The sequence below is a fragment of the Polaribacter sp. Asnod6-C07 genome, assembly GCF_045063625.1.
Taxonomy (GTDB): Bacteria; Bacteroidota; Bacteroidia; order Flavobacteriales; family Flavobacteriaceae; genus Polaribacter; species Polaribacter vadi_A.
Map to the genome: position 1 here is coordinate 1,344,411 of NZ_JBEFOF010000005.1, position 23,762 is coordinate 1,368,172.

20 protein-coding genes are annotated in these 23,762 nt (G+C 27.5%); 8 read left to right on the forward strand and 12 right to left on the reverse strand.

The features are described 5' to 3' along the window. Positions 1-51: 51 nt before the first annotated feature. From ACJJVK_RS05600 to ACJJVK_RS05615, 4 genes are all read right to left on the reverse strand, one after another. Positions 52-174, reverse strand: a complete 123-nt coding sequence (locus ACJJVK_RS05600; protein ID WP_405564046.1) for a hypothetical protein — start codon at positions 172-174, stop codon at positions 52-54. Positions 175-479: 305 nt separating this feature from the next. Next, positions 480-1,208, reverse strand: a complete 729-nt coding sequence (locus ACJJVK_RS05605; protein WP_405564047.1) for an energy transducer TonB — start codon at positions 1,206-1,208, stop codon at positions 480-482. A gap of 110 nt (positions 1,209-1,318) precedes the next feature. Beyond that, entirely contained in the window at positions 1,319-1,924 is a 606-nt protein-coding gene (locus ACJJVK_RS05610; protein WP_405564048.1) for an FAD-dependent oxidoreductase, read from the reverse strand. A gap of 1 nt (position 1,925) precedes the next feature. Then, entirely contained in the window at positions 1,926-2,510 is a 585-nt protein-coding gene (locus tag ACJJVK_RS05615; RefSeq protein ID WP_215994563.1) for a MarC family protein, read from the reverse strand. Between the two features lie 88 nt (positions 2,511-2,598). On the opposite strand from ACJJVK_RS05615, the gene ACJJVK_RS05620 reads away from it, so the two are divergent. Next, positions 2,599-3,168, forward strand: coding sequence for a DUF3109 family protein (locus tag ACJJVK_RS05620; protein WP_405564050.1), 570 nt, complete (start codon positions 2,599-2,601; stop codon positions 3,166-3,168). Here the strand turns inward: ACJJVK_RS05620 and ACJJVK_RS05625 are convergent. From ACJJVK_RS05625 to ACJJVK_RS05640, 4 genes are read right to left on the reverse strand one after another with little or no spacing between them, the layout of a single operon-like run. Further along, entirely contained in the window at positions 3,160-4,632 is a 1,473-nt protein-coding gene (locus ACJJVK_RS05625) for a sensor histidine kinase (RefSeq protein ID WP_405564052.1), read from the reverse strand. The two genes, ACJJVK_RS05620 and ACJJVK_RS05625, sit on opposite strands and share 9 nt — an antisense overlap. Positions 4,633-4,636: 4 nt before the next feature. After that, the gene (locus ACJJVK_RS05630) at positions 4,637-6,088 is read right to left on the reverse strand and encodes a sensor histidine kinase (RefSeq protein WP_405564053.1); all 1,452 of its coding nucleotides are present in this window, start codon (positions 6,086-6,088) and stop codon (positions 4,637-4,639) included. Between the two features lie 7 nt (positions 6,089-6,095). Next, positions 6,096-8,018 (reverse strand): tetratricopeptide repeat protein, encoded by a 1,923-nt coding sequence (locus ACJJVK_RS05635; RefSeq protein ID WP_405564055.1) that lies wholly within the window; start codon positions 8,016-8,018, stop codon positions 6,096-6,098. An 11-nt stretch (positions 8,019-8,029) separates the two neighbouring features. Further along, on the reverse strand, positions 8,030-8,764 hold the full coding sequence (locus ACJJVK_RS05640) for a LytTR family DNA-binding domain-containing protein (protein ID WP_215994567.1): 735 nt from the start codon (positions 8,762-8,764) through the stop codon (positions 8,030-8,032). Between the two features lie 238 nt (positions 8,765-9,002). Here ACJJVK_RS05640 and ACJJVK_RS05645 point away from each other — a divergent pair, with 238 nt between their 5' ends. Next, positions 9,003-10,379, forward strand: coding sequence for a DUF4412 domain-containing protein (locus ACJJVK_RS05645; protein WP_405564056.1), 1,377 nt, complete (start codon positions 9,003-9,005; stop codon positions 10,377-10,379). A gap of 12 nt (positions 10,380-10,391) precedes the next feature. After that, positions 10,392-15,707: a leucine-rich repeat protein gene (locus ACJJVK_RS05650; protein ID WP_405564058.1), complete on the forward strand. Its 5,316-nt coding sequence runs from the start codon at positions 10,392-10,394 to the stop codon at positions 15,705-15,707. A 78-nt stretch (positions 15,708-15,785) separates the two neighbouring features. Here ACJJVK_RS05650 and ACJJVK_RS05655 read toward each other — a convergent pair whose 3' ends face one another. After that, the gene (locus ACJJVK_RS05655; RefSeq protein WP_405564059.1) at positions 15,786-16,250 is read right to left on the reverse strand and encodes a hypothetical protein; all 465 of its coding nucleotides are present in this window, start codon (positions 16,248-16,250) and stop codon (positions 15,786-15,788) included. Positions 16,251-16,367: 117 nt separating this feature from the next. On the opposite strand from ACJJVK_RS05655, the gene ACJJVK_RS05660 reads away from it, so the two are divergent. Then, a complete protein-coding gene (locus tag ACJJVK_RS05660) occupies positions 16,368-17,114 on the forward strand; it encodes an energy transducer TonB (protein WP_215994571.1) in 747 nt (248 codons plus the stop codon). A gap of 93 nt (positions 17,115-17,207) precedes the next feature. After that, positions 17,208-17,786 (forward strand): acyltransferase, encoded by a 579-nt coding sequence (locus ACJJVK_RS05665; protein WP_215994572.1) that lies wholly within the window; start codon positions 17,208-17,210, stop codon positions 17,784-17,786. Between the two features lie 82 nt (positions 17,787-17,868). On the opposite strand, the gene ACJJVK_RS05670 is transcribed toward ACJJVK_RS05665, so the two are convergent. Together ACJJVK_RS05670 and ACJJVK_RS05675 are read right to left on the reverse strand one after the other, a co-directional pair. Then, on the reverse strand, positions 17,869-18,909 hold the full coding sequence (locus ACJJVK_RS05670; protein ID WP_405564061.1) for an aldo/keto reductase: 1,041 nt from the start codon (positions 18,907-18,909) through the stop codon (positions 17,869-17,871). Positions 18,910-19,048: 139 nt separating this feature from the next. Then, complete coding sequence (locus tag ACJJVK_RS05675) at positions 19,049-20,236, reverse strand: phosphoglycerate kinase (RefSeq protein WP_405564062.1); 1,188 nt, start codon at positions 20,234-20,236, stop codon at positions 19,049-19,051. Positions 20,237-20,434: 198 nt separating this feature from the next. Between ACJJVK_RS05675 and ACJJVK_RS05680 the strand changes: the two genes are divergently transcribed. Both ACJJVK_RS05680 and ACJJVK_RS05685 read left to right on the forward strand, forming a co-directional pair. After that, on the forward strand, positions 20,435-21,577 hold the full coding sequence (locus ACJJVK_RS05680; RefSeq protein ID WP_405564063.1) for an ATP-binding protein: 1,143 nt from the start codon (positions 20,435-20,437) through the stop codon (positions 21,575-21,577). Then, complete coding sequence (locus ACJJVK_RS05685) at positions 21,577-21,984, forward strand: hypothetical protein (RefSeq protein ID WP_405564064.1); 408 nt, start codon at positions 21,577-21,579, stop codon at positions 21,982-21,984. The genes ACJJVK_RS05680 and ACJJVK_RS05685 overlap by 1 nt, the downstream gene beginning before the upstream one ends. Positions 21,985-22,002: 18 nt before the next feature. Here ACJJVK_RS05685 and ACJJVK_RS05690 read toward each other — a convergent pair whose 3' ends face one another. Beyond that, on the reverse strand, positions 22,003-22,587 hold the full coding sequence (locus tag ACJJVK_RS05690) for a riboflavin synthase (protein ID WP_405564066.1): 585 nt from the start codon (positions 22,585-22,587) through the stop codon (positions 22,003-22,005). A gap of 58 nt (positions 22,588-22,645) precedes the next feature. On the opposite strand from ACJJVK_RS05690, the gene pdxA reads away from it, so the two are divergent. After that, positions 22,646-23,680: a 4-hydroxythreonine-4-phosphate dehydrogenase PdxA gene (gene pdxA, locus ACJJVK_RS05695; protein WP_215994578.1), complete on the forward strand. Its 1,035-nt coding sequence runs from the start codon at positions 22,646-22,648 to the stop codon at positions 23,678-23,680. Positions 23,681-23,762: the final 82 nt, after the last annotated feature.

The following is a 23,762-nucleotide window of genomic DNA, read 5'->3' on the forward strand; positions in this document are numbered from 1 at the left end:
TAAGGTTTTTTTATTCAAATATCTTAATCAGTACTTTATATAGCTTCTATACTATATAAACAGCTGACAAAACATAAATAAACTTGATAAGAAAGCAATAAAACTAAATGTAGTAGTAACAGAATCGATAATATTATTATCGTTGTTTTGTGGAATTTCTTGAGCTTTTTTCATTTGGGGGGAAATTTAAAAGTTATCTTAATAATTATACATCAAATATATTTTAAATTAGAGTATAAACAAATAGGCAATTTTCTTATTTTTTATAATAGAAGTACTTAAAAATAAAAAAAAGCTAAACTTGGGGGTTAGTTTAGCTTCTTATACTTATAAATAGGGTAAAAATATTTTAATTTTTTTATTAAAGCATTTGTGTTGTTAAATACGATAATTATACAGCAAATATATTTTAGAAGTTAGAGTTACCCAATAGGTAATTTTCTTAAATTATAAAATTTTGTTAAAATTATAACTTTATACTATCTAACTTCAAAAGTAATAGGAATACTAAAACTAACTCTTACAGGCACTCCTCTTTGTTTACCAGGTGTCATTTTTGGTAAAGCATTTATAATTTCTGTAACCTCTTTTTCTAAAACAGGATGAGGTCCTCTAGTTTTTACATTTACTATTTTACCATCATTACCAATAGTAAAAAGAACATATAAACGTTTTTTTCCTTTACTTAAACCTAACTCTGTAGCTAAATTTACATCAAACTTTTTACTAAAGTGTTTTGTAACTCCTTTCGTAAAGCATTTTTTAAGTTGAGTGTTATTACCTTTACATCCAGGGTAAATAGGTACATCTTCTATAAGCATAAAAGGTATATCTTCTATTACTTCTTCAGCTTCATGAACTTCTTCTATATCATCAGTATCAATTACCACTACAGATTCAGATTCATCTGTTTCAGTAGATTCTATAATTGTTTCCTCTATTTTTTCATCATCTTCTATAATCTTAATAATTTCTACAACTTTCGGAATGTTTTTAGGCGGAGGTGTTGGTTTTTGAATTTGTACAATAGGAATATCTTCCTTCATTTCTTCAACCATAACTACTTGTCCTAGTTCATCATAGGTTTTTTCGTATGTTTTATGCTCCATAAATGCATAAATAATAAACAATGAAAGTACAATACCTATTTGGAAGAAAATTTTACTAAAATTCTCTAGCTCTTTACGTGGGTTTTTTTTGATGTCCATCTTATAACCTTTTTTAATTTATAAAATATTTCCAGAATTATCAAATTCTTAATTATTTGATTTCTGATTATAAAATTATAAATAAAGTAAAGGTTAAAATATGATTTCCATCATATTTTATCATGAACTTTGGTGTGGTTACCATCGTTCCAAAGTGTAAGAATATCTGTAGCTAAAGAGGCTCCACTACCAGCTGCAATTGCAAATTGACTTCTATGACCAGCAATTGTACCACAACAATACAAACCTTTCTTTATAAAATGGTCATTGTTTTTTAACTGAACTCTGTCTTTTTGAGCATTCGCTTTTTTATGAGGTATAATAAACTCATCTAAACCAACTATAGCAAATGGTTTAGAATAGTTTAAGGCTAGTACTACAATTTTAGAGTAATAAGTATCTTTATTTGTAGTTATACTATAAGTATCATCATTTTTATCAACAGAAATTACTTTTTCATTTTCTATTTGATTTATTTGAGGATACAAATTGTTTAATTGTGTTTTACCATTAGTTAAAATATCTTTACCTAATGTTTTTGCTGATAAACCTAAAACGTTATTAAAAAGAGCATTCTCTAAATGAGACGCTCTTTGATGTAAAATAATTCCGATGTTTTTATTGGCAGCAAAAGGTTTGTTTTTAGCAGAACCTAAAACTAGAGCACACTGCATTCCAGAAACACCACCACCAATAATTAAACAATCATAAATCATATTATATAAATAACATTTTAATATTCTGAGCAAATAATTTTACAGAAATTGCTAGTAAAATTACTCCAAAAACTTTACGAATAATTTGAATACCAGCTGCACCTAACAAGCGCTCTATTTTTGTTGAGGTTTTTAAAACAATATAAAGAAAAATAATGTTTAAAAGCACAGCAATAATAATATTTTCTATAGCAAATTCTGCTCTTAAAGATAATAAAGTTGTTAAACTACCTGGCCCTGCAATTAGAGGGAAAGCTAAAGGAAAAACAGTAGCTGTTAAAGAAGGGTTACTATCATCATCTTTATATAAAGTTATACCTAAAACCATTTCTAAAGCTATAAAAAATAGTACAAAAGCACCAGCAACAGCAAAAGAGTTTACATCTATACCTATTAAACCCAATAAACTTTGCCCTACAAAAAGAAAAAGTATCATAATAAAACCAGCAATTAAAGATGCTTTTTCAGATTGAATATGACCAACTTTTTTACGTAAATCTATGATTATTGGTATGTTTCCAATAATATCGATAACCGCAAATAATACCATAAAAGCAGTTATTATTTCTTTGATATTAAAATCCATTTTAATTTTTAAATTTTTTGCAAAATTAGTTAACTAAAATTTAGTAAATCACAATAAAACAGAAAAAAATATACTTATTTTTGCGGATATGTTTCAACTAGGAAAAACGATTGTTTCAGAAGATATTATAGAAAAAGATTTTGTCTGTAACTTATCTGCATGTAAAGGTGCTTGCTGTGTAGATGGTGAGGCTGGTGCACCATTAGAAAAAGAAGAAGCCCAAATTTTAGACGAAATTTATCCGAAAGTAAAACCTTTTTTAAGAAAAGAAGGTATAGAAGCAATTGAGAAACAAGGAGCTTGGACTACAAGTGAATGGGGTGAACTAGAAACACCTTTAATTAATGGTGCAGATTGTGCTTATGTTATTTTTGATGAAAAAAACACAGCACTTTGCGCAATTGAAGAAGCATATAACCAAGGAGAAATTGGTTGGAAAAAGCCAGTTTCTTGTCATTTATACCCAGTAAGAGTTAAAGATTACAGTGAATTTTCTGCAGTAAATTACCATAAATGGGAAATTTGCGATGACGCTTGTACTTTAGGTAAAGAATTACAAGTGCCAATTTATAAATTTGTAAAGCAAGCTTTAATTAGAAAGTTTGGGCAAAATTGGTATGATGAATTAGAAAAAGTAGCAGCCAAACACTTAGAATAGAGGCAGTGCTATAATTACTCTTGTGCCTAGAGAATTCTTTTTATTATCTTTTAAATCTTCGTAATTTATAGAAAAATTGTTGTTGTAATTTTTAACAAAATTATTTAATCTTTTTTCGGTTAAATAAATACCAACAGATTTTCTATTAATCGATTTTTCTGATTTTATTTTAGCAGAAGCATCTCTACCAATTCCATTGTCTTCAATAATTATTTTTATATAATTTTCATCAATTTTAGAAACAGATAATCGTATTTTTTTATCTCCTTTTTTAGATGATAACCCATGCCACAAAGCATTTTCTAAAAATGGCTGAAATACAAGGGGAGGTACTTTTATGGTTTCTAAGTTTAGGTTTTCATCACTTATAATTTCAAAATTTATTTCGTTAGAAAACCGAATATTTTCTATATTCATATACAAATCCATCGTTTTTAACTCGTTGTTCAAAGTGGTTTCTTTTTGGCTAGAAGCCTCTAAAATTTTACGAATTAGTTTAGAGAATTTATTTAAATAGTAAGTAGCATTTTTTCTTTCATTATTTATAATATACAGTTTTATAGAGTTTAAAGCATTAAAAATAAAATGAGGATTCATTTGATTTTTAAGTGTTATTAATTTTAAATCGTCTATTTCTTCTTTTAGGGTAATTTGTTCTTTTAAAACATTCAATTTTTCAGTTAATTGAAAATTCATTTCTTCTTTTAATTCTTTGTTTTCTTGTAGCTTTAAAATTAGTTGATTTTTGGCTTCATTTCTTTCGTTTAAAAGAATTTTTTGCCTTAAGCCTAAGCCTAAAGAAAAGAAGATGTTTTCTAAAACAATACCTAAATAAAAGATAAGAAAACCAGTTGCTGAGTTATTGGTAAAAATCTGAAATTCAATAATTAAAATTGTTAATAGAGATGAGATAAATAATATAAAAGAACCTATTAAAATATAGTTTTTCGTTTTTTCTGGAGTTTTATAAACCAGATAAAAACAATATAGAGTAAGTAATATGATTATAGGTATGTACGCAAATAAATACAAGGTAATTAGCAAGTTTTTATCGTTTAAAACTAGCGTAGTTGTAAAGCCAATAAAGCCTAAAATGAATAAAAATAAAAGAATGTATTTTATAATTTTTGTTTGTTTTTTATAATGTGTTTTAAAGTTTAAAAACCTGAAAGCAAAAAGATAATAAGCAATGTTGTATAACCAAACCCAAAACTCATGCGTAAGAGAGAAAAAGTTTTGTAAAGGTGTTGTTAGTTGATCTAAAAAATCGTTTTTGGTAAAAGTAAAGTACGCTAAAAACAGTAAAAATGTATAGGTTGCATAATAAAGGTAGGTTTTACTTTTATGCTGATAATAAGATAAATAATTATAAATAGTTAATAAAAAAACAATACCAAGTACAAACAATAATACTCCATTTGTATGAGGTGATTCGTTAAAAAAACTACTTGTAATGTTTTTCATTTTTTTAAGCTAAAGGTATGCTTAATACTACTTTAGTTCCAATAGGTTTTTTGTTTTCATCAAATAAATCATCATAAATAATTGTGTAATCATTATTTAAGTTTTTTACAAAATTAGATAATCGATCTTTTGTAATACTAATACCTATAGATTTTCTATTGATAGATTTATCTGCTTTAATTTTAGCAGAAGCTTTACGACCAATTCCATTATCTTCTATAATAATTAAAATGTGTTTTTTAGATGATTTAATTATAGATAGGTTAATTTTTTTATCCTCTTTTTTAGAGGATAAACCATGCCAAATCGCATTTTCTAAAAAAGGTTGTAAAACTAATGGAGGCACTGATATACCTTTTAAATTGATGTTTTCGTTTACGTTGATATTAAAATTTATCTCATTAGAAAAACGGATGTTTTCTATAGTCATATACAAATCCATAGTTTCTAACTCTTCTTGTAATGTTACTTCTTTATTGGTTGAAGCTTCTAATATTTTACGAATTAACTTAGAGAATTTATTTAAATAATAAGCAGCAATTTTGGGTTCGTGATTTATAATATAAAGCTTAATTGAGTTTAATGCATTAAATATAAAATGCGGATTCATTTGACTTAATAAACTTGTTAACTTGAGTTCGTTTATCTGTTTTTCGTACAAAGCCTCTACTTCTGCTAATTTATGACTCTCAACTTTTTCTGATAATTTTTCATTTAATTGATCTTTTAAAGTATCATTTTTTTGCAGTTCAGCAATTAAGAGAGCATTATAATTATCTCTTTCTTTTCTGTAATTATGGTATTTATAAGCTAAACCAATAGAAAGAATTATGGCTTCTAATAAAACACCAATCATAAAAAAATCTATTGGATCTATGTTTTTAAATGGGTAATTTTTTACAAAAGATAAACAAAGAGCTAATACAGAAAAACCAACAAAAAAGATTAAGCCAACTACAAAAAAATTATTCACTTTATCTTTAAATTGATAAATAGCTTTTATAAAAAATGAAATAATTAATAAGGTTACTGGTGTGTAAACGAATAAGAAAAAACGAGTCATATATTGTTGATGAAACAAGTAATAATCTACAATAAAAAACAGTGTACAAAAAACAGTTGTTACTAAAATATACAGCATTATTTGTACAGCTAAACGTATATCTTTTTCTTTTAAGTTTAAGAAATGTATACAAAACCAACTGTATAACATCCAATACCAAATCTGAATAATCCAGTTAAATGCATTAAAAAAACAACTAAATTTTTCTGCTAAATAATAAGAAGTAGCATTATTTGTTTTCGGAATTAAATAAATAGTAACCAATAATAAAAAAGCTGCATAAATAGCAAAACTCTTATCTCTTGTAAAAAAATAAGATGTTGTATGGTATGCAATTAAAATAAAAAGCATCCCTTGTAACCAAGAGGAAAAATCTTGAAAAAATAGGCTCATACATTTTTTAACTTATAGGTATTTTCAGAGCAACTTTGGTTCCTTTTGGTTTTTTCTCATCATCAAATAAATCATTAAAAATAAGACTAAAAGGGTTTTGAAAATCTTTAATAAAGTTCTGTAAGCGTTCTTTAGTTAAATTAATTCCTATAGATTTTCTATTAATTACTTTTTCAGATTTTATTTTAGCAGATGCAGTTCGTCCAATTCCATTATCTTCTATATCAATCTGAATGAAATCTTTAGAAGGTTTAAAAACAGATAATGTTATTTTTTTATTTCCTTTTTTAGATGATAATCCATGCCATAAAGCATTTTCTAAAAAGGGTTGTAAAACTAAAGGAGGTACTTTTATTTTTGATAAATCTAAGCTTTCATCAACATTAATAACATAATCTATTTCATTAGAAAAACGGATGTTTTCGATGTTCATATACAAATCCATTGTTTCTAATTCTTCTTGTAAAGAAACCTCTTTTAAGGTTGATGATTCTAATATTTTGCGAACTAATTTAGAGAACTTATTTAAATAATGCACTGCATTTTTTTGCTCGTTATTTATAATATAATGCTTAATAGAATTTAAGGCATTAAAAATAAAATGAGGATTCATTTGTGTGCGTAAAACGTCTTGTTCTAAGGTTAAAATCCTTTTCTGATTTTTTAATAAACGTTGTCTGTACAAGAAATATAAAAGACTAATTACAGAAATAAAACTAACCAAAACAATTACCCAAATATTTCGGTTTTTTACTAATTGTAATTGTGCAATTTCATTTTGTTTGGCAAGGTTTTTTATCTCATTATTTTGTCTTTCGCTATCGTATTTTATAATTAAATCGTTTACATATTGTATAGTTCTTTCGTTAGAAATCTTCTTTTCGAATTCGTCTGATAGTTTATAAAATTTTAAAGCAGTTTCATGATCATTTTTACTTTCATAGAGCTCAGAAAGGTGGCTGTAAGCATAAGATAAAGAAGAAGAAAGGTCATATTTTTTAGCAATATTTAAACCTATGTTTAAGTTTTTTTCTGCCTCTAAATATAACCCTAATTTGGATTGAGCCCATCCTAAATTTAAGTATTCATAAGATAAATACTTCTTGTTTCCTAACTTTTCTGCAGTTACTAAATTTACTTTTAATAATGCTATAGCCTTGTTTGGGTTACCTTGTTTTATGTACATATTTGCAATACTACTTTTACAAATAATTTGCCCAAAAGTGTTGTTTATTTTATTGTTAATAGCTAAAGATTTTTCAAAATAACCTAAAGCTTCTTCGGTTTTGCCTTGTGCATCTTTTGCATAACCTATATTTTGATAATTAATAGCTAAACCAAGCTCGTTATTAATACTTTTTTCTATTTCTTGAGATTTTTTAAAACGCTCAATAGCTAAATCGTACTGTTTTAAAAGTAGGTAAATATTACCCATACTATTTAAAGAAACAGCAATACTTCTTCTTAAGCCAAGGCTGGGTTTAGCAACAGTTTCTGCTAACTTTAAAGCCTCATGATTATAATCTAAAGCAGTTCTGTTTGCATCCATTTTTCTATAATCTACACCTAACATATTTAAGCTAAATACCTCAAACTCTATACTATTTGCTTTTTGAGCAGTTTTTAACGCAGATGTATGTACAGTAATTGCTTTTGGGTATAAAGAATAGTTTCTGTATTGTATACCTAAAAGGTTTTCTACATAGGCTTTACCATCTAAATAATTCGATTTTTCGAACTTATTTGCTAATGTTTTTAATTTGGCAGTATCTCTTCTAAATGGTCTTAAATAAAAATTAATACTTTTATAAGTTGTGGGTCTTTTTTTTAAAATACTGTCTATTTGCGTACTAAAATCTATCTTTTTTTTCTGCGCATTTGTAGCAGTAAAAAAGAAAAAGCAAATAAAAAACAGGAGTATTTTGGGCATAATATATTAGCTTATAATTTTTCTAAAAATTCTGATTTTCTTTGTCTAGAAACCGGAATTTTAGCATTGTTTTCTAAAACAATATAACCATCAGACTTTAAAAATTCTTTAATTTTATTAAGATTGATGATGTAAGAATTATGTATTCTAAAAAAATGATCAGAAGGTAAAAGTTCGTTAATTTCTTTTAGTTTTTTTGTAACTACAATTTTCTTATTATCAGACAAATGTAAAGTAGAATAATTACCATCAGATTCTACATAAAAAATGTCTTTTGGTTCTAAAAAAACCAATTTACCATCTGTATTTATGGTTATTTTTTTGTGATGTAATTTGTTGTTGAATTTTAGTAAAATATCTTCAAACTTGTCTGCATTATAGCTTTTAGAATTGTATTTTTTTATTTTTTGAATGGTATCAGCCAAATCATCAGTATCTATTGGTTTTAGCAAATAATCTATGGCTTCTTTTTTTAATGCAGTTATGGCATATTCATTATAAGCAGTAGTAATAACTACAGCAAAATCTTTATTTTCTAACTTTTCTAGAAACTGAAAACCATCCATAGTTGGCATTTCTATATCTAAAAAAAGGCAATCTATTTTAGCGTTTTTTAAATAAGGAATTGCTTTTTCTGGCTCAGTAAAAGTAGCAACAACTTCTAGTTCATTGTTAAAATTAGACAATTCCCAATTTAAACCTTGTATGGCTTTTGGCTCATCATCTATAATTACAGCTTTAATCATCTTAGTCAATTTTCTCAAAGTTAAAATATATTTCTCAATTAAGTTTTACAGTTGTGCAAATGGCAGAGTTTTACTTGTTTTTAGTACTGTTTTAATGATAATTGGTATGTAAATTCATTTATTTATGAAGCACCAAAGCATACAGTAAATACTACAGGTTATACATTTTCTCTTTTTTTTGGTTGATATAAAAAGAATATTTGTGGTTATATAATATCAACCAAAAATTATATTGATTATGAAAATTTCAAAAAAAATAATATTAAGTTTTTTGTTTTTATCTCTTGCACTTTCTACAAATGCACAACTTTGGAAAAAACTAAAAAAGAAAGCACAACAAAAACTTGAAAATAAAATTGAAAAAGAAGCTGATAAAAAAGTAGATAGTATTCTATATGGAAAAAAGAAAACAAGTAAAACAGAAGAACCTAAAACAAATACTGTTGATGATAGACTAAAATCTTATGGTTCTGCTTCTATAAATCACACTTCACTTTATGGCAGTTTTAGTGTAAACGACGTATCAAAAACCAAAGTAAATAAAGAAGCTAATAAAATTAAAATAGAAGGTTCTTGGAGAACCTCTGACGCAGATGTTTTTGATGGCTATATTTTAACGATTAAAAACTTAGAAAATATAGCAGATTTAAGTAATAAAACTTTTAAAATTCCTGAAGAAGCTACTTTAAAATTAGCATACAATGCTTTAGTAAAAGGAAAATATACTTATGAGAGAGGGCAAGAACATGCACCTCAAAATTTCGAATTAATTTCTGGTACTGCTACAATAACTTTTAATAAAGATAAAAATGTTAGCCTCAATTTTTCTGGGGATGCAAAAATAGATAATCATAAAGATAATGAGGGTTTTACCAACAATACTTCTGTTTCTATAAACGGAATGATTAACACTACAGAACCAGAATACACCATAACAAAAGAATTAAAATCAGAAGAAAAAGATCCTGTAGATGCTCTTTCTGAAGATGAAAATATGGAAATGTTTAGTAAAGCAGTACCCACTGTAAACATTCCTTCTACATTCAGTTTTAATAAAAGTATAGAACTTAAAATGACAGATGATAGAGGCGATTCTCAAAACATTGTTTTTTTAACAGGTAGTTACCCAGATATTTACGGAATCTCTTTAAATTCAAAAGAAATGCAAGGTCAAGAAATGTTGGTTGTAAATACACCAAAATCATCTACTATGTTTATGAATATGGCTGGTATGAAAATTAAAAAATCTACTTCTTTAGCACAAATGGGTAATCAATTTGATATGGAAGATAAGTTACCAGAAGAAGGAGATTTTGAATATATAAAAACAGGAAATACCAAAACAATTATTGGCTATTTATGCGAAGAAGTTAAGGTAGATTACGATTATACAAATTCTAAAGGAAGTGTTACTTTTTGGGTTTCAGAAGATTTTCCTATTCAGAATAAAGCATTGCCAATGTTGGGTATGAAAATGAATAATCCCTATTTCTCTGGTTTTGTTTTAGAAATGAACAGCCACCATCAAGGAAAAGAATTTATAATGCAAGTTGTAAATATTTCTGATAAATCAGTAAATATTAATACCAACGATTACAAAAAAATGGGATTTTAAAAACTAAATACTATGAAAACAAGATTACTATTAATATTCGCTTTTATTATTTCTGTAGGAACTATACAAGCACAAACATTTACTATTGGAGATTTCACTTACAAATCTCTTGGGACTGATCCAAAATCTGTACAAATTACAAATGCTGTTTGTAAAGATATTGTTACAATACCGGCTGCAGTTACTTATCAAGGAGATACTTTCAAGGTTACTAGAATAAACACAGATGTATTTGAAAACTGTACAACTCTTACTCAAATAACCTTACCTAATTCTTTAAAACAAATTGGTCCATCTGCATTTTCGGGCTGTATTAATTTAACAAATTTGGTTTTACCCAGTAGTTTAGAGTCTATAAGTACATTTTCATTTTCTGGGTGTGATAGTCTTACAGAGATAGTAATACCAAATTCTGTAACAACAATTAAAGAAAGAGCATTTCAAAGTTGTGAAAACTTAACTGATGTTACCCTTTCTGGAAATTTAGAAATTATTGATGAAGCTGTTTTTCGATTTTGTAAAAAGTTAAAAAACATAAATATTCCAGATAATATGACTTCTATAGGGGAAGATGCTTTTGAAAATTGTAGTGCATTAGAAACAATTACTTTTAATAGTTCTTCTAAATTAAGTGAAATTAAATCAGGTGCTTTTAAATCTTGTAATAGTTTACAAAATTTTATATTACCAAATGTATCTATTGTTGGAGATTATGCTTTTAATGGTTGTAGTACTTTAACAGAAGTAAATTTACCAAATACTATAACTTCACTTGGTAAAGAAGTTTTTAGTTTTTGTTCTTCTTTGATTGATATTGTAAATCTACCCAATCAAATTGATAAAATACCAGAACAAATGTTTGAAGGTTGTACTGCTTTAGAAACAATAGTTATTCCATCTCACATTAAAACAATAGAGCAAAGAGCATTTGACGGTTGCACAAAATTAAGCAATGTAACTATACCAAATACTGTAACTTCTATTAAAAATCAAGTTTTTGAAGAAAATGAAAGTTTATTAAGTATTGAGTTGCCAAACTCAATTACTACTATTGAAGAAAGAACATTTAGAAAAACTGGTTTACAAAATATAGTTTTACCAAATTCATTAACTTCTATAGGTAAAAGTGCGTTTGCAGAGTGTGCAAATTTAACATCAATAAACTTTCCAAGTTCATTAACTAGTTTAGGTTGGTTATCTTTTGATAGGAGTGCTTTAACAAGTGTAACAATACCAAATACAATTACTGATTTTGATTCTGGAATATTTAAAGGCTGCGAAAACTTAACAACAGTAAACCTATCAAATGGACTTTCTAGTTTAGGAGAAAATATGTTTGGTAGTTGTACTGCTTTACAAAATATTGCAATACCAGAATCTATAATAGCATTGCCTTCTGGAATATTTAATAATTGTGAGAATTTAAAAAATATCACTTTAAAAGAAAACCTAAAAAGTATAGGTAATAGTGCTTTTAGTGATTGTATAAATTTAGAAGAAATAAATTTCCCAGAATCTGTAATAAGTATTGGAGAGTTTTCATTTTTTCAATGTAATAGTTTAACAGATGTTACTATGCCAAATGTAGAAACAATTCCTAAAAGTGCTTTTTCTAGTTGTTCATCATTAGAAAGTGTAACATTTTCAGCTAGTAATAAAATTACAGATTTAAGAGCTTTTGCCTTTTGTACAAATTTAAACACTGTAAATATTAATAGTGATTTCACAGAAATTGGAGAGCAAACTTTCTCAGGTTGTACAAGTTTGTTAGAAATAACAATCCCAGATTCAGTTTTAGAAATTGGAGGAGGTGCATTTTATGAGTGTACAAGTTTAACCAATATTAATATACCAATTGGATTAAAACATATAGATAAAGGTACATTTAGAGGTTGCACAAGTTTGTCAGAAATAGTAATCCCAGATTCAGTTTTACAAATTGATGAGTCAGCATTTTATGAGTGTACAACTTTGTCAGAAATAACAATCCCAAATTCGGTTATAGAAATTAGTGAGTTAGCATTTTATAATTGTACAAGCTTAAAAGAAATTGAACTTCCTGATTCTATTACTAATTTTGGATTAGGTGTTTTTATAAATTGTACAGCCTTAGAGAAGGTAAAAGTAAACTGGTTAACACCATTAACTGTTCAACCAGATTTATTTGGAGGTGTAACTTTGTCTAATGTTGGTTTAGAAGTTCCTCAAGGCAAAGTTCCAGATTATCAAGCAGCTGATGTTTGGAAAGATTTTGGAACCATTACAGAAGGTGATATTGTTGGAGAAGATTACACTGCAATCCCAGATCCATACTTTGAACAATTTTTAATAGACAAGGGTTATGACTCAAATAATACCATAAACGGAAAAGTATTAACAAATGATATTAAAGATGTTACCCAATTACACATTGGTATTGTAGATAATATTATAGACTTAACAGGTATAGAAGATTTTGCTGCACTTACGCATTTATATTTTCAAGATAATCCATTAAAGAGTTTAAATATTACTCAAAACACTAACTTAGAAATACTATCTTTAAGTAATACAGAAATTTCATCCATAGATACTTCTAAAAATGTAAATCTTACTGAAATTTCTATTTTTAACACAGGTAATTCTTTAACTTCATTAGATGTTTCCAACAATGTAAACTTAACATCATTATATGTTACTGATGCACTGTTTTCTTCATTAGACGTTTCAAACAACATCAATTTAACAGAATTATCAATAGAAGAAACTCAATTAACTACAATAGATATTTCTAATAATATAAAACTAACAGAATTAAATCTTTCTTCAAACCAATTAACAGCCATAGACATTACAAAATTAGTAGATTTAGAAGATGTAGATTTAGAAGGAAATACAATTACTCAAATAGATCTTTCTAAAAATATAAAAATAAAAAGATTTAATGCTGATGATAATAAATTAACCAGCTTAAATTTTACAGAAAATACACTTCTAGAGAGAATAAATTGTGAAAAAAACGAACTCACAGAACTAAACCTAAAAAATGGGTACAACATAAACATCATCTATTTTTCTAGCAAATTAAACCCAAGTTTAATGTGTATTTTAGTTGATGATGAAGATTATAGTAAGAATCATATTTCTTGGTATAAAGACACAACTAGTTTATTTGTAGAAGAATGTGTTGATTATACCTATATTCCAGATGATAATTTTGAATTGCACATAGAATCTTTAGGACTAGGAAATGGAATAAATAACGATGGTTATGTAGAAACTGCAAAAATTGCAACATTAACTACCTTAGATATTGGCGATAAAAGTATAGTAGATGTAACAGGTATAGAAAACTTTGTTGCCTTAACAGAGTTGGTTGCAAGAGACAATACAATAACAACTATTGATCTTTCTAAAAACACAAACTTAGAAATTTTAGACCTTTTTACAAATGCATTAACAGCAGTAGATGTAAGTAAAAATGTAAAATTAAAAGAGTTACATGTAGGCACAAATCAGCTTACAAATTTAGATGTTTCTATGTTGCCAGATTTAACTAGTTTATGGTGTTTTAATAATCAAATTTCTTCTTTAAACACAGCAAGCAATACAAAATTAGAAGTGTTAAATATTGGTAATAATTTAATATCAGCACTAGATTTATCAGAAAACATTTTGTTAACATCATTAGAATGTAATACCAACAATCTTAATAATTTAGATGTTAGTAATAATTTAGAACTTGCTTTTTTATATGCTGATTCTAATAAAATTAGAAACCTTGATACCAGTAATAACAATAAATTAACTCAGTTAACCATAACAAATAATGAGCTAATTTCTTTGGATGTAAAAAATGGAAACAACACAAATATTACACTTTTTTTTACTACTGATAATCCTAATTTAAACTGTATTAAAGTTGATGATGAAACTTTTAGCGAAACAACTTGGCGAGACGCAAATGCAACTTGGAACGCTATTGATGCACATACATCATTTAATACTAGTTGTCCAAAATTTACATCTATAACTGATGCAAATTTTGAGGCTTATTTAGAGTCTATAAATGTTGGTAATGGAGTTGCTGATGATAATTTGGTAAGTACAGAGTTAATAGAAACGTTAACTACTTTAAATATAGAATCAAAAAATATTTCTGATTTAACAGGTCTAGAAGATTTTACAAATCTAGTAGATTTAAATGCTAAAAATAACGCAATTACCCAAGTAGATTTTAGTAAAAACACAAATTTAGAAGTATTACTTATTGCAAATAATCAAATATCTCAGCTAGATTTATCAAACAATTTAGCTTTAAAAAGCTTAGATGTTGGCGAAAATAATTTAACCTTTTTAGAAGTAAGTCAATTAATAAATTTAGAAAGTTTATCGGTTTACAAAAATCAAATAACTACAATTAATTTAATTTCTAACATAGATTTACTAGCCTTTATAGCAAATGAAAATCAACTAAAATATGTAGATATTAGACAAAACAATAATTTATTTTGGCTTGATTTAGATGATAATCTTTTAGAGGATTTAATGCTTAAAAATGGCAATAATACTAATATTACAAATTTTAGTATTACTGGCAACCCAAATTTAACCTGTATAGAAGTAGATGATGTTTCTTTTAGTAATTCTAATTGGACAAATAAAGACGCAACTGCTAATTATTCTACAGATTGTGCACCAGCAAATGACGATTGTGCAAAAGCAATTCCGCTAACATTTGGGCAACAAACGCCAGGAGATGTAAATAGCGGAACTTCTAATAACAACCCAACTTGTGCTGTTGGTAATGTAATTGCAGATGTTTGGTTTTCTGTAATTGTACCAAATACTGGCGAGTTTAGTATAGAAGGTTCTGGTTTTGGAGGTCAGTTAAAATTTGCAGTGTATCAATCTTGTTCAAGTTTAGTACCAATTACTTGTGGAACATCAATTTCATTAAAAAACTTAACTGTTGGTACTCAATTTTATTTAAAAGTTTGGCTAGAAGCTTCATCAAGCAAAAGCTCAGTAAATCAAAATGATTCAGGTACGTTTACCTTAACAGCAAGTGAATCTAGTGTGCTATCAATAGAAAATTTTACAGAGCAAAATGTAAAATTATTGGTGTATCCAAATCCAGCAAAATCAAAAGTATCAGTCTCATTAACTAATAATACTAAACTTCAAAAAGTAGATGTTTATAGTATTTTAGGCGATAAAATTTTCAGCCAAAATGGATTAAACAAATCTGAATTAGATATTAACGTTGCTAATTTATCAACAGGAATCTATTTTATAAGAGTAAAATCAGAAATAGGAATAATATCTAAAAAATTAATTATTAAATAAGAAAATCACAATTGATAGATAAAGGTTATTTTAACCTAATTGTGTGGCAGCATCAAAATTTTTTTTGATGCTGTTTTTTTATGTACCTATATCAGCAATGTCATCTTTTTTAGATAAATCTTTTTGCTCTTTTTGATATTGAACATTGTCTATTATTAGAAAAACGTTGTATAAAAAAAGGATAAAAATAATACCGAAAATAATTAAGCTTCTATCAATTTTAATTTCGTTTAAATTTTTAAAAATAAAGTATACTCCAACAATTAAGAATACTAAAAAAGAAGTTGAATAAATAAAATCTCCTATTCTTAAAATTTTGTAGATGTTTGAGTTAAAGACAGTGTTTTTTTGAATTTTGTAGATGCCAAATAGCACACTAAAAACTGAAAAAACGGTTATAAAAACAGGAATTAATAAACTGGGGTCTTTTTGAATTTTAGGAACAATAGTGTAGAAATTAAATTCTTGAATTAAAACCCAACTTCCAAAAAAAAGAACACTGCTCGATATTATTATTAATATAATTCTTTTAAATTTTTTCACTTTGTAAAAATAAGTATAAACCGATTTTGAACATAATATTTTGAATATCAATTGAATTATTTTTTTTGGCACGTTATTTGGTTTAACAAAAACTTAACATTTTAAAACTTTCTAATTATGAAAAACGTGAAAAAACTACCAACCAAACAATTAGAAAAGTTCTCAACCATTTTTACCCAGTTAGGACTTGTATTAGTGCTTTTTATTGTCTACCTAACATTAGAGCACAAAACCGAGCAAAAACCTGTAGTGGCTAAACAATTTCATCAGCCAGAAACAGTGTATCTTAATCCAGATGAAGTCCCCGTTTTTAAACGAGAACCCAAAAATGAACCAAAGATTAAAGTAGATCAGAAATCTGTTTTTCTAGAGGATGAACCTGTAGAAAAAGGAGATAATGATATTATTACTGAAACTATTGTTAATCTTGACCCTACAGAAGAAGAAACTGTAGAATTAAACGAAGGAGATATCATTGAAGTAGATATACCAGAAACAGTTATTGAAGATGTACCTTACGATTTTGTACAAAATGCACCTGTTTTTAAAGGTTGTGAAGGATTATCAAAAGAAGAAAATAGAATTTGTTTTGATAAAAAAATGAAGAAATTTGTACAACGTAATTTCGATGTTGGTTTAGCAAATGATTTAGGTCTAAATTCTGGTAAATACAGAATTAGCACACAATTTATTATTGATGATAAAGGTAATGTAGTTGATATTAAAATTAGAGCTCCACATGCTAAATTAAAGTTAGAAACCAAAGAGTTAATTCAAAAATTACCAAAATTTTCTCCAGGAATACAGCACAATAGAGCTGTAAAAGTCAAGTATAATCTGCCAATTTCTTTTATAATAGAGTAAAAATTAGTACATTTAAAAAATAAACCCAACTATATAGTTGGGTTTTTATATTTAGTACATTTACAGAACTAAAAATTAACCTAATATTTTGTTATGGAATACTTTGCACACGAAACAGCTGTTGTAGATAATAATTGTAAAATAGGAAAAGGAACTAAGATTTGGCATTTTAGTCATATTATGTCTAATAGTAAAATTGGCGAAAATTGTAATCTTGGTCAAAACATTGTGGTTTCTCCTAATGTGGTTTTGGGTAAAAATGTAAAAGTGCAAAATAATGTTTCTATTTACTCTGGTGTTACTTGCGAAGATGATGTTTTTTTAGGACCATCAATGGTTTTTACAAATGTGATAAACCCAAGAAGTGCCATTAATAGAAAAAATAGATATTTAAAAACAATTGTAAAAAAAGGTGCAAGTATTGGTGCAAATGCAACTATAATTTGCGGTAATCATATAGGAGAATATGCTTTTATAGGTGCAGGCTCTGTTGTTACAAAAGAAGTTTTACCTTACGCTTTAGTAGTTGGCAATCCATCAAAACAAATTGGTTGGGTAAGCGAATATGGGCACACACTAGAATTTGATGAAGATGGTTTTGCAACTTGTAAAGAAAGTAAAGAAGTTTATGGTTTAAAAGATGGTAGGGTTTTTAAATTTAGATCTAAATAAAATATGTCAAAAAAAAATCCAAAGTAACATTACTTTGGATTTTTTTTAATTTTAAATTAAACTCTCAAAAATAGATCCAATCTTAAGGCGCAGGATTTGGTATTAATTTATGAATTGCTTCTATCTCTTCTAAAATGTCATCAGATAAATCGATATTTATAGAATTAATGTTTTCCTTTAACTGATTCATTTTGGTAGCACCAATAATATTTGCGGTTACAAATGGCAATTGATTTATATAAGCCAAAGACATTTCTGCTAAAGTTACCCCGTTTTTTTTAGCCAATTCTTCATATTTTAAAACAGCAGATTCTACCAAATCTGTTTGATATCTTAAAATATAATTTGGAAATAAAATTCCTCTTGCATCTGCAGGTTTTTTTCCTCTTAAATATTTACCAGTTAAAACACCTTGTGCTAAAGGAGAGTATGCTAATAAACCAATGTTTTCTCTTAAAGAAACCTCGCTCATACCAACTTCATAACCTCTATGCACTAAAGAATAAGAATTCTGAATAGTTACAGGTCTTGGTAAATTATTGCTTTCAGAAGTTTGTAAGTATTTCATTGTTCCCCAAGGCGTTTCATTAGACAAGCCAATGTGTTTTAGTTTCCCTTGTTTTATAAAACCTTGTAAAGTTTCTAAAATTTCTAAATGATTTTCTGCTTCTTTTGCAGAGGTTTTATATGGGTAATCTCTAAGCCCAAAAGTATTTACACCTCTTGTTGGCCAATGTAATTGATATAAATCTATATAATCTGTTTGTAACCTTTTTAAACTACCGTCAACAGCTTCTATTAAAGCTTCTTTTGCAAAACCATTTTCTCTAATATGAGCAGTATAAGGCCCAGCACCAGCAATTTTGCTTGCTAAAACTACTTTATCTCTATTGCCTGTTTTTTTAAACCAATTTCCAATAATTTTTTCTGTAGCACCATAAGTTTCAGGTTTTGCAGGTACAGCATATAATTCTGCAGTATCAAAAAAATTAACACCTTGTTCTAAGGCATAATCCATCTGTTCAAAACCTTCTTCTTGTGTATTTTGTTTACCCCAAGTCATGGTTCCTAAACAAATTTTAGAAACTTTAATATCTGTATTTGGTAATTTAGTGTATTTCATTATGTAATATTTATTCGTGCCTTTTTTATAAAATGTAAATGAAGTAGCTAAATTATAACTTAAAGTATGATAAAACAATAAGCGTGTAATTTTTTAAAATTACACGCTTAAATTTATAAACAAAAAACGTACTAAACGTTTACTTTAAAATCGCTTCTATACCAGGTAAAGATTTACCTTCTAACATTTCTAACATTGCACCACCACCAGTAGAAACATAACTTACTTTATCAGCAAAACCAAATTGTTTAACAGCAGCAACAGAATCTCCACCACCAACTAAAGAGAATGCTCCATTTTGTGTAGATTTATCAATAGAATGCCCAAGAGCAATAGTACCTTTTGCAAAAGATTCCATTTCAAAAACACCTAAAGGACCATTCCATAAAATAGTTTTCGATTTGTTAACTACTTCATCAAAAATTGCTAAAGACTTTGGTCCAGCATCTAAACCTTGCCATCCATCAGGAATTTCTGTTACATCTAAAACTTGAGTATTTGCAGTATTGCTAAAATCATCAGCAGCAATAACATCAACAGGTATATGTATTTGTACACCTTTTTCTTTGGCTTGTTTTAAAATATCTAGAGCTAATTCCATTTTATCATCTTCACAAATAGAATCACCTACAGAACCACCTTGTGCTTTTACAAAAGTAAAAGTCATACCACCACCAATAATTAAATGATCTACTTTGTCTAAAATATTTTCTATTACTGTAATTTTAGAAGATACTTTTGCACCACCTAAAATTGCTAAAACTGGTTTTTCTGAGTTGTTTAAAACCTTATCTATACTTTCAATTTCTCTTGCTAATAAGCTACCAAAACATTTGTTTTCTTCAAAAAATTGAGCAATAATAGTTGTTGATGCATGTGCTCTGTGTGCAGTACCAAAAGCATCATTTACATAAATATCACCTAATTTAGACAGTTTTTCTGCAAAAGCAACATCACCTTTTTTCTCTTCTTCGTAAAAACGTAAGTTTTCTAATAAAAGAATTTCTCCATCTTCTAAATTGGCAACAGCATCTTCTACTTTTTCACCTATACAATCATCAACAAATTTTACATTAACGCCAATAATCTCTTTTACTTTAGCAACAATGTGTTGTAAAGAAAACTCATCTTGCTTACCTTTTGGTCTTCCTAAATGCGACATTAAAACACAGCTTCCTCCATCTTCTAAAATCTTAATAATTGTAGGTTTTGCAGCCTGAATCCTAGTTGCATCAGTAACTTCAAATTTATCATTTAAAGGCACATTAAAATCTACACGTATAATTGCTTTTTTATTCTTAAAATTAAAATCGTTTAATGTTTTCATTGTTTGAAAGTATTTTTAACAAAAATACTTTTTTATTTACGTTTACTAAAATTGATAACTTAAAAGTTAAGATAACGTTTGCGTAAAATAATTGTTTAGATTTTAGTTCTTAAATCACTAATTTAAACTTTAAGAAACTACGCTCTATTTATAATTATAAATTATGATTTAGTGGCGAACAAATTTTTATATTTGCCTATGCTTTTCAACCAAATTATAGGTCAAGAACACATAAAAAAACATTTGCAAACTTCTGCTGAAAATGGCAGAATTCCTCACGCACAATTATTTGTAGGTAAAGAAGGTTGTGGTACTTTGCCAATGGCAATTGCTTATGCGCAGTTTTTGTTGTGTAATTTTTCTGATAATGTAGATGCTTGTAACATAAAATGTAACAAATTGCAGCACCCAGATTTGCATTTTGCTTTCCCTGTAACTACTAACGATTCTGTTAAAAAACACCCAGTTAGTAATTTGTTTTTAGAAGATTGGCGCGAATTTATAGATACGCAACCTTATGGAAGTTTGTTTAATTGGTTGCAACATATTGGAGTAGAAAATAAGCAAGGTTTAATTGGTGTTGATGAAGCTGAGGCTGTTGTAAAAAAGCTAAAATTAAAAAGTTACGAAGGTGGTTTTAAGGTGATGATTATTTGGATGGCAGAAAAAATGAACATTGCTGCAGCAAATAAATTATTAAAACTGATAGAAGAACCACCAGAAAAAACTGTTTTTTTGTTGATAACCGAAAACGAAGAACAGATTATAAATACCATAAAATCGCGTTGTCAGGCTTTACATTTTCCAGCTTTATCAGAACAAGATATTGCAAATACTTTAGTAGTTAATCATCAAGTAGATGATAACAAAGCTGCAAATATTGCACACCAAGCAGAAGGAAATTTTAATAAAGCTTTGCATCTTTTACATAACGATTCTTCTGATTTGGTTTTTGAAGAATGGTTTGTAACTTGGATTAGAACTGCGTTTAAGGCAAAAGGAAATGCAGCTGTTGTACAACAATTAATTGGTTGGTCAGAAGCTATTGCAAAATCGGGTAGAGAAACTCAAAAACGTTTTTTAGAATATTGTTTGCAGTTTTTTAGACAAGCACTTTTGCTAAATTACAAGTCAGATAATTTGGTTTTTATGGAATCTAAAACGGGTTTTCAATTGTCTAAATTTGCCCCTTTTGTACATTCTGGAAACATTTTAGACATCGAAAAAGAAATTAGCGAAGCTATGTATCATATAGAAAGAAATGGAAATGCAAAAATTATTTTGTTAGATCTTTCTATGAAATTAACACGTTTTCTGCATAAAAAAGAAGCGAAGGTTTAATGAAGTTTATGGGTATTCATCTTTTTGATTTTTTTAGAAAATATTCTTGGATTCTCGGCTCTTTACTCTTAGTTTATGGTTTATATATTTATCTAAATGATAAAACAGAGTTTTTTTCTAATAAAGATGACGCTTATGGTATAGTTTATGGAGTAACTTCTTTAAGAATAGTAAGGTATAATGGATTATTATATAAATACAAATTTAGATATAAAGGGAAAGACTTTTTGGGGAAAACAACAAAAAGTTACGCTGGTAATTTCGAAAAAAATATTTATTATAAAGTGAAATTCATACCTGGAAATCCAAAAAAAAATGAAATTTCATTTGAAAACAAATATATTCAAAAAATAAAATTAGACAATAAAGGAAAAGTTATAGACACTATTTATTTTACTGTGAATTAGTTTTATAAACCATAATATTTACAAAGTAGTTAAACGAGCAACATATTTTCCAATTACATCAAACTCTAAATTAACAGAATCACCAACTTGTAATGTTTTAAAAGTTGTGTTTTCCCAAGTATAAGGAATTATGGCAACTGAAAATTCGTTTTTAGTAGAATTAACTACAGTTAAACTCACGCCATTTATAGTAATAGAACCTTTTTCTATGGTTACGTTATTTTTATCAGAATTATATTCAAAAGTATAGACAGTGCTTCCTTGTTCATCTTTAATGATTTTACAAATCCCAGTTTCATCTACATGACCTTGTACAATATGTCCATCAAGTCTGTCACCTAATTTCATACCACGTTCTAGATTTACAATATCATCAATTTTTAGTTTACCAATATTAGTTTTATCTAAGGTTTCTTTAATGGCAGTTACAGTATATTCATCATTATTAATGGCAACTACAGTTAAACAAACTCCATTATGAGCTACACTTTGATCTATTTTTAATTCATTTGTAATTGTACTTTGAATAGTTAAATGAACATTTTCTTGTTCTTTTACTACGTTTGTTACTGTGCCAAGTGTTTCTATGATTCCTGTAAACATATCGTTAAAAATTGGTTACTTTTGTACTTGCAAAAATAAGCATATTACAAGGTTTACTATGGATAAAACTGATAAAATAATCGTAGGAATTTCAATTGGAGATTTAAACGGAATTGGCATTGAGGTAATTTTAAAGACGTTTCAAGATAAGAGAATGTTAGATTTTTGTACACCTGTTTTATTTGGAGCTACAAAAGCTATTTCTTTTCATAAAAAGGCTTTGGGTATTGAAGTGCCTGTGCAGGGAATCAATTCTTTAAATCAAGTAAATCATTCTAAAATAAATGTTTTAAACATCTGGAAAGAAGATGTAAAAATAGAATTGGGTACAGCAACTAAAGTTTCTGGAGAATATGCTGCAAGATCTTTAGCGTCTGCAACTAAACATTTAAAAGAAGGTAAGGTAGATGTTTTATTAACAGCACCCATCAACAAAGAAAATATACAATCAGAAGAATTTAATTTCCCTGGACATACAGAATATTTAGAAGCCAATTTAGAAGGTAAATCTTTAATGATTTTAATGACGGATGAATTACGAATTGGTTTAATAACAGGTCATATTCCAATATCTAAAGTTGCTGAATCTATTACACCAGAATTGATAAAAAGTAAGGTAGAAACCATGCATAAATCTTTAAAACAAGATTTTGGCATTAGTAAACCAAAGATTGCGGTTTTAGGATTAAACCCACATTGTGGAGATCATGGAGTAATTGGTAAAGAAGATGATGAGGTTATAAAACCTACTGTAAATAAAATTGCAGCAACAGGTAAGTTAGTATTTGGCCCTTATGCAGCAGATGGTTTTTTTGGTTCAGAAAGTTATAAGCAGTTTGATGGAGTTTTGGCAACCTATCATGATCAAGGATTAGCGCCTTTTAAAGCACTGTCTTTTGGTAAAGGAGTTAATTTTACAGCAGGGTTAAGTAAAATAAGAACCTCACCAGATCATGGAACAGGTTATGATATTGCTGGTAAAAACTTAGCTAACCCTTCTTCGTTTCAAGAAGCTTTGTTTACAGCTATTCAAATTTTTAAAAGTAGAAAAGAATATAACGAATTAACAGAAAAACCTTTGGTAGTAAGGTAAATTTAAAAAATAATCTTTTTTTTATAAAAATATGGCAGAAATACATTTTTTTGTATCTTTGCACGCTCAATTGATGTTTGAC